Annotated in this window: 11 protein-coding genes; 10 read left to right on the top strand and 1 reads right to left on the bottom strand. The window is 59.7% G+C overall.

Annotated elements, in window-relative coordinates; all coding sequences use genetic code 11:
* Positions 1–44 precede the first annotated feature (44 nt).
* Positions 45–1,535, top strand: a complete 1,491-nt coding sequence (gene purF, locus JHX88_RS04170) for an amidophosphoribosyltransferase (RefSeq protein ID WP_076525533.1) — start codon at positions 45–47, stop codon at positions 1,533–1,535.
* 174 nt (positions 1,536–1,709) lie between these two features.
* Positions 1,710–3,305, top strand: a complete 1,596-nt coding sequence (locus tag JHX88_RS04175) for a peptide chain release factor 3 (RefSeq protein WP_076525535.1) — start codon at positions 1,710–1,712, stop codon at positions 3,303–3,305.
* Between the two features lie 98 nt (positions 3,306–3,403).
* Here JHX88_RS04175 and JHX88_RS04180 read toward each other — a convergent pair whose 3' ends face one another.
* Positions 3,404–3,910 carry a MarR family winged helix-turn-helix transcriptional regulator gene (locus JHX88_RS04180; RefSeq protein ID WP_076525537.1) on the bottom strand — a complete coding sequence of 169 codons (507 nt, stop codon included), beginning with the start codon at positions 3,908–3,910 and terminating at the stop codon, positions 3,404–3,406.
* Positions 3,911–4,134: 224 nt separating this feature from the next.
* On the opposite strand from JHX88_RS04180, the gene ectA reads away from it, so the two are divergent.
* The 8 genes from ectA (at position 4,135) to JHX88_RS04220 (ending at position 13,152) form a co-directional block, all read left to right on the top strand.
* Positions 4,135–4,680, top strand: coding sequence for a diaminobutyrate acetyltransferase (ectA, locus tag JHX88_RS04185; RefSeq protein ID WP_076525539.1), 546 nt, complete (start codon positions 4,135–4,137; stop codon positions 4,678–4,680).
* Between the two features lie 55 nt (positions 4,681–4,735).
* The gene (ectB, locus tag JHX88_RS04190; protein WP_141225816.1) at positions 4,736–6,028 is read left to right on the top strand and encodes a diaminobutyrate--2-oxoglutarate transaminase; all 1,293 of its coding nucleotides are present in this window, start codon (positions 4,736–4,738) and stop codon (positions 6,026–6,028) included.
* Positions 6,029–6,035: 7 nt separating this feature from the next.
* Positions 6,036–6,431, top strand: coding sequence for an ectoine synthase (locus JHX88_RS04195; RefSeq protein ID WP_076525540.1), 396 nt, complete (start codon positions 6,036–6,038; stop codon positions 6,429–6,431).
* 2 nt (positions 6,432–6,433) lie between these two features.
* The gene (locus tag JHX88_RS04200; protein ID WP_076525542.1) at positions 6,434–7,858 is read left to right on the top strand and encodes an aspartate kinase; all 1,425 of its coding nucleotides are present in this window, start codon (positions 6,434–6,436) and stop codon (positions 7,856–7,858) included.
* Positions 7,859–8,239: 381 nt separating this feature from the next.
* Positions 8,240–9,307, top strand: coding sequence for a 4-hydroxythreonine-4-phosphate dehydrogenase PdxA (locus tag JHX88_RS04205; protein ID WP_272848185.1), 1,068 nt, complete (start codon positions 8,240–8,242; stop codon positions 9,305–9,307).
* 151 nt (positions 9,308–9,458) lie between these two features.
* Positions 9,459–10,436 (top strand): YncE family protein, encoded by a 978-nt coding sequence (locus JHX88_RS04210; RefSeq protein ID WP_076525877.1) that lies wholly within the window; start codon positions 9,459–9,461, stop codon positions 10,434–10,436.
* 221 nt (positions 10,437–10,657) lie between these two features.
* Positions 10,658–11,581: an SMP-30/gluconolactonase/LRE family protein gene (locus JHX88_RS04215; protein ID WP_076525544.1), complete on the top strand. Its 924-nt coding sequence runs from the start codon at positions 10,658–10,660 to the stop codon at positions 11,579–11,581.
* 20 nt (positions 11,582–11,601) lie between these two features.
* Positions 11,602–13,152: a sugar ABC transporter ATP-binding protein gene (locus JHX88_RS04220; protein WP_076525546.1), complete on the top strand. Its 1,551-nt coding sequence runs from the start codon at positions 11,602–11,604 to the stop codon at positions 13,150–13,152.
* The last annotated feature ends 1 nt before the right edge of the window (position 13,153 follow it).

Consider the following 13,153-nt stretch of genomic DNA (forward strand, 5'->3'; position numbering starts at 1 on the left):
GCACTACATACCCAATGACAGCCAGACGCTATTCAGGATCGCCAATGCAACCATTTCTGGCCCATCCGTTCGATTCGGACCGTCTTCACGAGGAATGCGGAATTTTCGGGGCGATCGGTGTGGCCGACGCTTCCAGCTTCGTCGCATTGGGGCTCCATGCCCTTCAGCACAGGGGGCAAGAGGCGGGCGGCATCGTTACCCACGACGCGGATCAGGGGTTCAACAGCGCGCATCGCTTTGGCTATGTGCGCGACAATTTCACCAAGGCCGATGTGATGGCGACGCTGCCGGGCCCCCTGGCCATCGGGCATGTGCGCTATTCCACCGCGGGATCGAAGGCCAATACCGCCATCCGCGATGTGCAGCCGTTCTTTGGCGAGTTTCACATGGGCGGATGCGCCATCGCCCATAACGGCAATATCACCAATGCCGCCGCCCTGCGCCGGGAACTGATCGAACGCGGTTCGATCTTTCAGTCCTCCTCGGACAGCGAATGCATCATTCACCTGATGGCCCGTTCGATCCAGCGCAACATTCCCGAGCGGATGAAGGATGCGCTGCGGCGGATCGAGGGCGCGTTCTCGGTTATCGCGATGACCCGGACCAAGCTGATCGGTGTGCGCGACCCGCTTGGCGTCCGCCCGCTGGTGCTGGGCCGGGTCGGGGATGACGGCTTCGTGCTGGCCTCAGAAACCTGTGCGCTGGACATCATCGGCGCGGAGTTCGTGCGCGAGGTGGAGCCGGGCGAAATGGTCGTCATTTCCAAGGGCAAGGTCCAGACATCGCGCCCCTTCGGCCCCTCTCAGGGGCGTTTCTGCATTTTCGAGCATGTCTATTTCTCACGCCCCGATTCGATCATCGGTGGCCGTTCTGTCTATGAGACCCGCCGCCAGATCGGGGTGGAACTGGCCCGCGAGGCTCCGATCGAGGCCGATCTGGTCTGCCCAGTGCCCGATAGCGGCACCCCCGCCGCAATTGGTTTCGCGCAGGAATCGGGGATTCCCTATGGGATGGGGATCATCCGCAACCAGTATATGGGCCGCACCTTCATCGAGCCGACCGACCAGATCCGCAATATGGGTGTACGGTTGAAACTGAACGTCAATCGCGCCCTGATCCGTGGCAAGCGGGTCGTGCTGGTCGATGACAGCGTGGTGCGAGGCACCACCAGCCGCAAGATCAAGGACATGATCATCGATGCCGGTGCCGCCGAGGTGCATTTCCGCATCGCCAGCCCGCCGACTGCCTGGCCGTGTTTTTACGGCGTCGACACGCCCGATCGCGACAAGCTGCTGGCCGCACAGATGACGCCCGATGAGATGCGCGAATATATCGGTGTCGATTCGCTGTCTTTCGTGTCGTTGGACGGGCTTTATCGCGCCGTGGGTGAGGCGAGCGGGCGCAACGCCAAATGCCCGCAATATTGCGATGCCTGCTTCTCGGGCGATTACCCTGTCGCGCCCTTCGATCAACTGGAGCGTGGGTTCCGCATGAAACCCGGTTCTGAAACGGCGCATAACGAGGCTGCGGAATAGCGCTCTTTACCCTGCCGGATTGCATCCCGCGACAACTGGGGGATTTTGCATCCCCCAGACCCCCTGCAAGGTATTTGCACAAAGAAGAAGAGAATGGCCCCATAGAGACCGGGGCGTCTTGATATGGATGAAGGGTGATTGCACCGCGCGGTCCTGCAGGCTACATGCCGGAGCATGAGCAACCGCCCCGAACTCCCGCCCGAAATCGCCCGCCGCCGGACCTTTGCGATCATCTCGCATCCGGATGCGGGCAAGACCACGCTGACCGAGAAATTCCTGCTTTATGGCGGCGCCATCCAGATGGCCGGGCAGGTACGGGCCAAGGGCGAGGCGCGGCGGACGCGGTCGGACTTCATGAAGATGGAGCAGGATCGCGGCATTTCAGTCTCTGCTTCGGCGATGTCGTTCGATTTCGACGGTCATCGCTTCAATCTTGTCGATACGCCGGGGCACAGCGATTTTTCCGAGGATACCTATCGCACCCTGACTGCCGTGGATGCGGCGATCATGGTAATCGACGGGGCCAAGGGGGTAGAGAGCCAGACCCGCAAACTGTTCGAAGTCTGCCGATTGCGCGATCTGCCGATCCTGACCTTCTGCAACAAGATGGACCGCGAAAGCCGGGATACGTTCGAGATCATCGACGAGATTCAGGAAAACCTGGCCATCGATGTCGTTCCTGCGAGCTGGCCCATCGGGGTGGGGCGCGAGTTCGTCGGCTGTTACGATATGTTGAACGACCGCTTGGAGCTCATGGACCGGGCCGACCGAAATCGGGTGGCGGAATCGGTGAAGATAGACGGGCTGGACGACCCCAAACTGGCCGATCATGTGCCGGAGCACCTGCTTGGAAAGTTTCGAGAAGAGATCGAGATGGCGCGCGAGCTTCTGCCGGAGTTCGATCGCCAATCCTTCCTTGAAGGTCATCTGACACCGATCTGGTTCGGCAGCGCGATCAACAGTTTCGGCGTGCGTGAATTGATGACGGGGATCAGCGAATACGGCCCGGCACCACAGCCACAGAACTCTGCCAGCCGCGAGATCGCGCCAGAGGAGAAGTCCGTGAGCGGTTTCGTCTTCAAGGTGCAGGCCAACATGGATCCCAAGCATCGCGACCGGGTGGCCTTTTTGCGCATGGCCTCGGGACATTTCCAACGCGGGATGAAGCTGACTCATGTGCGCACGAAAAAGCCGATGGCGGTGTCGAACCCGGTGCTGTTTCTTGCCGCCGACCGGGAGCTGGCCGAAGAGGCCTGGGCGGGCGATATCATCGGCATTCCGAACCACGGGCAGTTGCGTATCGGCGATGCGCTGACCGAGGGCGAGCCGTTGCGTTTTACCGGCATTCCGTCATTTGCACCGGAACTGCTGCAATCGGTGCGCGCCACGGACCCGATGAAGGCGAAGCATCTGGAAAAGGCGCTGATGCAATTCGCCGAAGAGGGAGCGGCGAAGGTCTTCAAGCCTGCCATCGGGTCGGGCTTCATCGTCGGCGTGGTCGGCGCGCTGCAATTCGAGGTCCTGGCGAGCCGGATCGAGTTGGAATACGGCATCCCGGTGCGCTTCGAGGGTTCGCAATTCACATCTGCCCGGTGGGTGCAGGGGGCGAAGGACAAGGTCGATATCTTCGCCAACGCCAACAAGGGACATATGGCTTATGATCATGACGGCGACCTAGTCTATCTGACGCGGCTGCAATGGGATATCGACCGCATTGAGCGCGACCATCCTGACCTGAAGCTGACCGCGACGAAAGAGATGATGGTCTGAACATCATGCCCGTAACAGCTTGGTGTCATGCGCGGGGCTGGTTGTGAGCGGGGCTTCCGGGAGGAGGCGGTTTTCGCCGCCTCCGGAACCGCCCGATGTCACAGGCGGCCGCGATCCTTACGGATATCGCCGATGGTCAGCACGGGGGATGCCTCGATTTCCCCGGCGTTGAGCATCCCTGCAACGCGGTCCAGAACGGCAAGAACCATCTGCTGTTCCCAGTTTTCGAGCTTCTCGAAATTCTTGACGAAATGCTGCTGCAAGGCGTTCGGGGCATTTTTCAATGCCTCGGTTCCCGCTTCTGCGATGACCACATTGGTCTGCCTGCGATCCATGCTGGAGCGCTGGCGGTTGACCATCTCGCGCTTTTGCAGCTGATCGACCAGCGCGGTTACCGTCGCCTGACTGACACCCATTTGATTGGCCAGTGCCGTAGGCGTGGCGCTGCCGCCCTCGCGGCTGGCCAGGATTTGCAGCACGCGCAATTTGGCCGGGGTCAGCCTGGCTGCTTGTGCCAGTTCACGCTCATAAAGCTCGGTTGCGCGCAGAATGCGGCGCAACGCGATAAGGGCTTCATCCAGGCGATTGTCTGCGGCTTTGCTCATGATGCGATCATCACATGAAATACAGGAATCGTTCAATTGATAAACTATTCGAGAAAATATTTTGCTTGACTAAGGTGTTTTTTGCAGGGTTTCGGCGATGATATCGCTAAAACCCCCGTTATACCAGCTATTTAGCTGATATTGGCTAAATTTTGCCGTATCGGTTGCAACCAGAGGGCGGGTTCATTAGTTAGTAAGGCGAAGCAAAACAGAGATCAGATTCTATGCCCAAAGACGTGAACGAGATCGAAAAGCACCGTAATCGGACGCTCATCCTGCGCAAACCGCGCAGCACCGATGGCTCCGCCATCTGGGAGCTTGTGCGCGAGTGCAAGCCGCTGGATGAGAATTCGATGTACTGCAATATCGTTCAGGCCGAGCATTTCCGTGACACCTGCGTGGTGGCGGAAATGAATGGCGATATCGTCGGCTGGATCTCCGGTCACATGATCCCGAACGAGGATGCGCTGTTTGTCTGGCAGGTGGCTGTTAGCCCGCGCGCGCGCGGGCTCGGTCTTGGCGGCAAGATGCTGGAGCATCTGATCGGCCGCGATGCCTGTGCCGAGGCACAGCAGCTCAACACGACCATTACCAAGGATAACGAGGCCTCCTGGGCGCTGTTCCGCAGCTTTGCCCGCGGGGTCGGTGGGGAGCTTTCCGACAAGGCGCATTACAAGCGCGATGCCCATTTCGATGGCCAGCACGCCACCGAACATATGGTGACGATCACCCTGCCGGAAGAAGAAGGCGCGTCCTCGGTCGCCGCCTGACCGCGACCGGATCGCCTGACCCCATAAAAACGCACAAGGTGCGAAAGGACTTCTTATGCCCAAGGATATGACCAACGGTATCGATACCGATATTTTCACGCGTCGCGAAAGCGAGGCGCGTTCCTATTGCCGGGGTATTCCGGCAGTCTTCACCGCCGCGCGCGGCTCGATTCTGAGTGCGCAGGACGGCACCGACTACATCGACTTCCTGGCCGGCTGCTCTTCGCTGAATTACGGTCACAACGATCCGGATATGAAGGCCGCGCTGGTCGAGCATATCACTGCCGACGGGCTGGCCCATGGACTGGACCTGCATACCGATACGAAGGCCGGTTTCCTGACCGCTTTCGATCGACACATTCTTGCCCCGCGCGGGATGGATCACCGGGTGATGTTCACCGGTCCGACCGGTGCGAATGCCGTCGAGGCGGCAATGAAGATCGCGCGCAAATCGACCGGCCGCACGAACATCGTCGCCTTCACCAACGGTTTTCATGGCGTTACCATGGGGGCATTGGCGGCGACAGGTAACGGCTATCACCGTGGCGGTGCGGGCATGGACAAGCAGGGCGTTACCCGGATGCCCTATGACGGCTATGCCGATGGTGTCGACGGGGCCGCACTGCTGGATCAGATGCTGTCCGACGCTTCGGGCGGAATCGACGCGCCCGCCGCCATCATGCTGGAGACCGTGCAGGGCGAGGGCGGGCTGAATGCTGCCTCGGGCGATTTCGTCCGGAACATTGCTGCCGTCGCCAAGAAGCACGGCGCTCTGCTGATCGTCGATGATATCCAGGCTGGCTGCGGCCGGACCGGCACCTTCTTCTCGTTCGAGGAGATGGGCGTCACACCCGATATCGTCACCATGGCGAAATCCATCTCGGGCTTCGGTCTGCCACTGGCACTGGTCCTGGTGCGGCCCGAACATGACATATTCGGCCCGGCCGAGCATAACGGCACCTTCCGGGGTAATACCCATGCCTTCGTCACCGCCCGTGTCGCGATCGAGAAATTCTGGGCCGACAAGGGTTTCGAGGCCGAACTGGCTGAGAAGGCCGCGCTGATCGAAAAGCGGCTGACCGAGCTTGCAGATCTGGTTCCCGGCGCCTTCCTGAAAGGCCGCGGGCTGATGCGCGGCGTCGATGTCGGTTCGGGAGAGCTGGCAGAGAAGATTTGCGGACGCGCCTATGAAAAAGGGCTTATCATCGAAACTTCGGGCAGCGAAGATCAGGTCGTGAAGGTTCTGGCCCCGCTGACCACCCCGGTCGAGACATTCGAAAAGGGCTTTGACATCCTGCTGGATGCGGCCCAGGAAATTCTCGACACGACCAAGATTGCTGCGGAGTAAGACAGAGATGATCATTCGCGATTTCAACAAATTGAAAGACACTGACCGTTCGGTGTCGGATGCGCGCTGGAACTCGGTGCGGATGCTGCTGGCCGATGACGGAATGGGGTTCTCGTTCCACATCACCACACTTGAGGCGGGATCCGAACATACCTTCCACTACAAGCATCATTTCGAAAGCGTCTATTGCATGTCGGGCAAGGGCTCGATCACTGATCTGGCGACCGGCGAGACGCATGAAATCAAGCCCGGTGTCATGTATGCGCTGAACCTGCATGACAAGCATACCCTGCGGGCCGAGGAAGAGCTGGTCATGGCCTGCTGCTTCAACCCGCCGGTAACGGGCAAGGAAGTCCACCGTGAAGACGGCTCGTATGCCCCGGTGGATGAACTGACGGATTGAACATGACCCATACTGTCGAGAAAATCGGCGGCACGTCCATGTCACGTGTGCATGAATTGCGCGACACGCTGATCATCGGTGACCGCAAAGAGGCTGATCTTTACGGACGTATCTTTGTCGTCTCGGCCTTTGGCGGGATCACCGATCTGCTGCTGGAACACAAGAAATCCGGCAAGGCGGGGGTCTATGCGGCATTCGCCAATTCGGATTCTGATCATGGCTGGCACGAGGCGCTGGACCGCGTCTCGGATGCGATGGTCGCGGCGCATAAGGCTGTGCTGGATCATCCCGGCGATATCGAGCGCGCGGATGCTTTCGTGCATGACCGCCTCCTTGGCGCCCGCAATTGCCTGATCGATCTGCAGCGCCTGTGCACTTACGGCCATTTCCGCCTGTCCGAGCACATGCTGCAGACCCGCGAGTTGCTGTCGGGCTTGGGCGAGGCGCATTCGGCCTTTGTCACCACGCTGATGCTGCAACGTGCCGGCGTGAATGCCCGCTTTGTCGACCTGTCGGGTTGGCGTGACGAGGGCGATGTCAGCCTCGACGAGCGTATCAAGGGCGCAATGAAGGATATCGATCCGGCAGCCGAGATGCCCATCGTTACCGGCTATGCGCAATGTGCCGAGGGGCTGATGCGCGAATTCGACCGTGGTTATTCCGAGGTGACCTTCTCGCGGCTGGCATCGCTGACCGGCGCGCGCGAGGCGATCATCCACAAGGAATTTCATCTGTCCTCGGCCGATCCCAAGCTCGTCGGGCAGGATGCCGTGCGCAAGCTGGGCCGGACGAATTACGATGTCGCGGATCAGCTTTCCAACCTGGGCATGGAAGCGATCCATCCCAAGGCAGCCAAGACGCTGCGTCAATCGGGTGTACCGCTGCGCGTGACCAACGCATTCGAACCCGAAGACCCTGGCACGCTGATCGACGATCAGCCCGCCGATGGCCCGAATGTCGAGATCGTGACTGGCCTCGACCTGTTCGCGCTGGAACTGTTCGAGCAGGACATGGTCGGCGCAAAGGGCTATGACAGCGCCGTTCTGGATATCCTGACGCGGCACAATGTCCGCATCGTGTCCAAGGTCTCGAATGCCAACACGGTCACGCATTACGTCGACAGCTCGCTGAAGGTGCTTCGCCGGGTCGAGAAGGACCTGATGGAACGCTATCCTTCGGCGCGGGTGACATCGCGCGCGATCTCGATGGTTGCCGCGGTGGGGCGCGATCTGAATAGCTTGGCGGTCCTGAGCCGCGGATTGAACGCGCTGGCCGATAATGGGCTGGAGGCGATCGGCGCGACGCAGGGACCACGTCCTGTGGATGTGCAATTCATTGTCGAGCGCGAGGTGATGAAGCCGGCGATCAAGGCGCTGCACCACGCTTTGATCGAAAGCTCTGAGCGCGAGATGCTGAAAGCGGCGTAAGGCGTCGCCTTTTACCAGTCGTCGATCAAGGCGGCGGGTGGATTTGAATGCAACGCTCCGGCATCTCATCGAAGTGCCGGGGCGTTTTATGTTCTGGGACCAGGGAATGGTTGGTGCGAGGGCCGGAGGCCATCTGTGGTTCACAGTTGTTATTTCTGACGATAGCGGCGAGGCGGATTGTGCTTACCTGCTTGGTCCGAAAGTTGTACGAAATATAGTATACCAAAATTACATCGAATGATGCTATATTCGAAGAGTGAGTTGCAAGATCGGGAGCTTGACTCACTTTCAGGGGCTGATGGCTGCTCTTCCTTTCGTTTATGGGCGGACCCTTCGCCTATGCGCTAATCAGAGCCTGTTCAGCCCGGTTTGGTGGAATGCATGGCGGATGACATACAGAATATGACCGTCGGGGCGGTGGGCCGGGTTCAGACCGCCATGAGAAAGCCCGTTATTGCAATCTTGCAGGGGGATCCGGCGGGCATCGGGCCTGAACTTCTGGTCAAGCTGCTGAACGATGATATCCGCGAGATAACCAATATCGTGGTTCTCGGCGATCCCGAGATTTTCCAGCGAGGGGAGCGGATCGTGGGCCGCAGGGTGGCGGGGATGCGCTCGATCGCAAAGACTGAGGAGATCGAGTTTTCAGAGACCGGATTGCTACATCTCGATATACATATTCCTGGTATCGCCGAAACAGCTCTGGGCCAGGTTTCGGCAGAGGGTGGGCGGTCCTCGCTCGAAGAGATGCGCATGGCGCTGGAACTATCCCAAACGACTGCGGTGCATGGCATCCTGTTCATGCCGTTCAACAAGGCATCCATGTATCTTGGCGGTAATCCTTTTGCCGATGAGATCGGCTTTGCCCGGCATTTCCTGGGGACGACCGGAGCGGTGAGTGAGTTCAACGTCGCGCATGACATGTGGAACGGACGGATTACCTCGCATGTTGCGATGAAGGATGTGCCGGGGATGCTGACCCAGTCCAAGATCATGGACGGCATCGCATTGGCGGATCGCACCCTGCGCCTTGCAGGCTATGTCCACCCACGGATCGCGGTAGCCGCATATAATCCTCATGCCGGGGAGGGAGGATTGCTGGGGCGCGAAGAGATCGACATCATCGCCCCTGCCGTGAAATCCATGCAAGAGCGCCGGGTGAATGTGGCCGGGCCCTTTCCGGCCGATACCCTGTGGCTGAAAATGCGAGACAGGGAATATGACGTAGTCGTGAGCATGTATCACGATCAGGGACAGATCGCGATCAAGTTGCTGGGCTTTGACCAGGGGGTGTCGGTGCTGGCGGGTCTGCCGATTCCGATTGCCACACCCGCGCATGGAACCGCCTTCGACATTGCCGGGCAGAACAAGGCCAAGATGACGCCCACGCGAAACGCCTTTAACATGGTGGTCGGGATGGCCCGTCACCATCTGGCGGCGGCGGAATAAGAGACGTCGATTCGATGCGACAAGAATCAGGCGATGCATCCTCTCGTCAAGGGCGAGGAGGCGATGTTATGGATCCCGTGTGACGTACCCGCTGCGTGCCCATGGATGGCGCGCCGGTTCCGATGGCCCGCAAATCAGGGAGCTGAACTCGATGGCTCGCCAAATCCTGCTCTTGATCGAAAAGAGTGCGCATTGCCTATCCTATTACGACGCTGATAGCGGCACGAGGCTGCATAGCGTGCCATTGCCGGATTTCCCGCATGAGTTCACGTTGAATGCAGGGCGTGCGATGGCATGGATAGGCCATTACGGTGTGGCGAACTCGGGCAGCGCCGACGCCGGCGGGCATGAAGTCATGGCGCTGGATGTCGCGCGAGGGCGGATCATCGACCGGCTGAGCCTCGGGGACGGAATGACCCGACCGCATGGTGTCGGCCTGGACGGGCAAGGCAGGCTTTACGCACTGTCCGAAGGGGCGGGACGGATCGCGGTCTGGGACGATCCGGCCAGGGGCGGGGCACCGGATCGCACAGTCCCGGTCGGGGGGCTCAAGCCGCATCTCTTTGCTGTGACGAGCGATGGGCGGCGCTGCTATTCGATGAATCTTGGAAGCAATGACGTAACGGTTTTCGATCCGCGGGATTCCTCGGTGACGCCGGTGCCGATCTCGACCGGCGAAAAGCCCGAGGGCCGGCTTTTGCGGGCAGATGAAAGGATGCTGTTCGTCACCAACAGGATCAGCGAGACCGTGGTCGCCATCGATACCGCGACACTCGAGATCGTGGCCCACGAGCACGTGTCCGGAGACCCTGTGCGGATTTTTCATGATCCCGAGCGTGAGCGGCTGATGACAATCGACTATCTTGGACAGACGATATCGCTTCTGGATGATAGAAGCCTGAAGATAACCAGGCGGGTGGCACTCGATTCCCGCCCCATCTCGATGAGCTTCGATCGTGGGATGAAACGGGCTTTCGTCAGTATGGATAGCGATGAGATCCATGTTCTGGACCTGGGCGAGCTGACGGTGACGCAGAAATTCTCGACTTTCCGGGAACCCGATGTTTCGGCCATCGTCACGCTGGATGAACAGGCAGAGGCGATTGCCGGGTCACTTCCCACATCCTGAATTTGCACTTTTGGGGATCGCAGGGGCCAGCGATACGGCCCACTGCTGTGAATGGTTGTTGCCGGGTCTGCCACCTCTACTTTGGATTATTTTTCTATATATACAGTGAGAAAGGCAACGAACTTTCCCGCTATGCGTTAAAAGGAAAGCCCAGGGCCGAGACCGCACCTGGGCCGGCACTGAAACGAGTAGTGTTTAGTTGATTTCGAGGTGATCGACAAATGACGGAATGGCATCAATCCTTTGATCGGCGCTTTGACCGCTTTGTGATGCATAACGCGCCGCTGGAACGGCTGGCGGGCGGGTTTCGCTGGCTCGAAGGTCCGGCCTGGTGCGGCGATGCCGGATGCCTGTTGTTTTCCGACATTCCCGCCAATGCAATCATGCGCTACACCCCGCCACTTGGACCGGGAGAGGGACAGGTCTCAGTCTATCGTTGCCCATCGAATTTCGCCAACGGTCATACGCGCGACTTGCAGGGGCGGCTGATCAGCTGCGAACATGGCTCGCGCAGCGTCACCCGGACCGAACATGACGGAAGCATCACCACATTGGCTTCGCATTATCAGGACAAGCGGCTGAATTCGCCCAATGACGTGGTGGTGAAATCCGACGGTTCGGTCTGGTTCACCGATCCGCATTACGGGATCATGACGAATTACGAGGGCTATCAGGCACCGCAGGAACTGCCTTGCCTTGTGTATCGTATCGATCCGGTCAGCGGCGAGCTTCAGGCCGTCTGCGACGATTTCGCCTGTCCCAACGGGTTGGCCTTCTCGCCCGATGGAAGCCGTCTCTATATCGCCGAAACCGGCCTGATGTTCGATGCGGACGCGGCACGGCATATTCGCGTCTTCGATATCGGTGCCGACGAACGCAGCCTGACGGGCGGAGAGGTTTTTCATAGCGTCAGCCCTGGCGCAGCCGATGGCTTCCGGCTCGACAGCGATGGTAACCTGTGGAGCTCGGCCGGAGACGGGGTGCATTGCCTGTCGCCCGAGGGAGAGCTTCTGGGTAAAATCCTGGTACCCGAAACCGTCGCCAATATCTGCTTCGGCGGACGGGGCAAGTCGAGGCTTTATATCTGTGCCACAACATCGCTTTATGCCGTCACGCTCAATTGCATGGGCGTGCAGCGGCCGTAGGCTGGGGGTTCGGAGAACGCATGGAGGAAACCGCCCATCTACAAGCAAATGCCGACTGGTCGAGGGAGGCGGGACTGGGGTTGCATTTTCACCGCATCGTCAAGAGTTTCGACGGCACACAGGCGCTTGACGATGTTTCGATGGAGGTCCGCGAGGGTGAGATCGTCGCGCTTCTGGGTGAGAACGGTGCCGGGAAATCGACGCTGATCAAGATCCTCGGTGGAATCCATCATGCCGATTCCGGCAGGATCACCCTCGATGGTGCGCCCTATCATCATCACGCTCCGCGCTTTGGTCAGACGCAGCCTGTCGCCTTCATCCATCAGGATCTGGGCTTGATCGACTGGATGAGTGTGGCCGAGAATATGGCACTCGCTCCGGGTTTCGCCCGGCGGGCGGGGTTGATCCATTGGAGCAGGGTCAGGAAACTGGCCGCCGATGCCTTGGCCCGGCTGAATTGCGATATCGATCCCGACAGCCGGGTCCAGGACCTTGGCCGTGCGGAGAAATCCCTGGTCGCCATCGCCCGTGCGCTGGCCGTCGATTGCCGCTTTCTGGTGCTGGACGAGCCGACGGCATCCTTGCCCGCAGAAGAGGTCGGGCAATTGCTGGCGATGCTACGACAGCTGAAAGGGCAGGGGGTGGGAATGATCTATATTTCGCATCGCTTGTCTGATGTGTTCGAGATCGCCGATCGGGCCGTAGTCTTGCGTGATGGCCGGTTGGTTGCCGACCGTCCGATTGGCGAGACCGATTCCGGGCAATTGATGCGGGATATCGTGGGCCGCACCGCGCAAAAGACGAGCAAAAGACCGGTGTCGGAAAAAGGGCGTGCCCTTGCCACGATACGTAATTTGCGCTGCGCGAAGGCCGGTCCGCTTTCGTTCGATATAGCTGCGGGCGAGGTGCTGGGCCTGGTCGGACTTCGCGGTGCCGGGCATGAAGGCGTGGCGCGGACGATATTCGGGGTGGAGCCTCGTTCGGGGGAGATCGCGATTGATGATGTCAGGTATGATCTTTCTCACCTGCGGCGAGCCATAGAGGCAGGCATCGGGCTGGTCGCACGCGACCGGCTGAGGGAAGCCGTCGCGCCGGGCTTGAATATACGTGAGAATATCTTTCTCAACCCCCAGATTTATGGGCACGACTGGTGGGGACCCATGGCGCGGTCGGGTGAAACCGTCAGGGCGAGAGCCGTTGGCCAGCTTGTCACGCTGCTTCCCAACGATCCCGATTTGCCGGTCGAGGCCTTGTCAGGGGGAAACCAGCAGAAACTGGCCTTGGGGCGCTGGCTGGAAAGTGATCGCCGCCTGCTTCTCTGCGAGGATCCGACCGCCGGAATCGATATCGGTGCCAAGGCCGAGATCCATAAACTGTTGAACGAGACCGCAGCCAAGGGGAACAGCATCCTGATCGTTTCGAACGATTTCGAGGAAGTTGCCAGTATCTGTCATCGGGCATTGGTTTTCACCGCAGGCCGGATCACCGAGGAGATCGAGGGAGACGCCCTGACTGTCGAGACGCTGATCGCTGCCGCCTCTGCCCACCAGCCCGCGATGCGAGGAGCCTGAC

It is taken from the genome of Paracoccus saliphilus (assembly GCF_028553805.1).
Lineage (GTDB): Bacteria > Pseudomonadota > Alphaproteobacteria > Rhodobacterales > Rhodobacteraceae > Paracoccus > Paracoccus saliphilus.

Coding starts and splice junctions, on each gene's coding strand:
- JHX88_RS04215 (WP_076525544.1), top strand. CDS start 10,658: ATGACGGAATGGCATCAATCCTTTGATCGGCGCTTTGACCGCTTTGTG.
- JHX88_RS04210 (WP_076525877.1), top strand. CDS start 9,459: ATGGCTCGCCAAATCCTGCTCTTGATCGAAAAGAGTGCGCATTGCCTA.
- ectA (WP_076525539.1), top strand. CDS start 4,135: ATGCCCAAAGACGTGAACGAGATCGAAAAGCACCGTAATCGGACGCTC.
- ectB (WP_141225816.1), top strand. CDS start 4,736: ATGCCCAAGGATATGACCAACGGTATCGATACCGATATTTTCACGCGT.
- JHX88_RS04205 (WP_272848185.1), top strand. CDS start 8,240: ATGGCGGATGACATACAGAATATGACCGTCGGGGCGGTGGGCCGGGTT.
- JHX88_RS04195 (WP_076525540.1), top strand. CDS start 6,036: ATGATCATTCGCGATTTCAACAAATTGAAAGACACTGACCGTTCGGTG.
- JHX88_RS04180 (WP_076525537.1), bottom strand. CDS start 3,910: ATGAGCAAAGCCGCAGACAATCGCCTGGATGAAGCCCTTATCGCGTTG.
- JHX88_RS04220 (WP_076525546.1), top strand. CDS start 11,602: ATGGAGGAAACCGCCCATCTACAAGCAAATGCCGACTGGTCGAGGGAG.
- JHX88_RS04175 (WP_076525535.1), top strand. CDS start 1,710: ATGAGCAACCGCCCCGAACTCCCGCCCGAAATCGCCCGCCGCCGGACC.
- JHX88_RS04200 (WP_076525542.1), top strand. CDS start 6,434: ATGACCCATACTGTCGAGAAAATCGGCGGCACGTCCATGTCACGTGTG.
- purF (WP_076525533.1), top strand. CDS start 45: ATGCAACCATTTCTGGCCCATCCGTTCGATTCGGACCGTCTTCACGAG.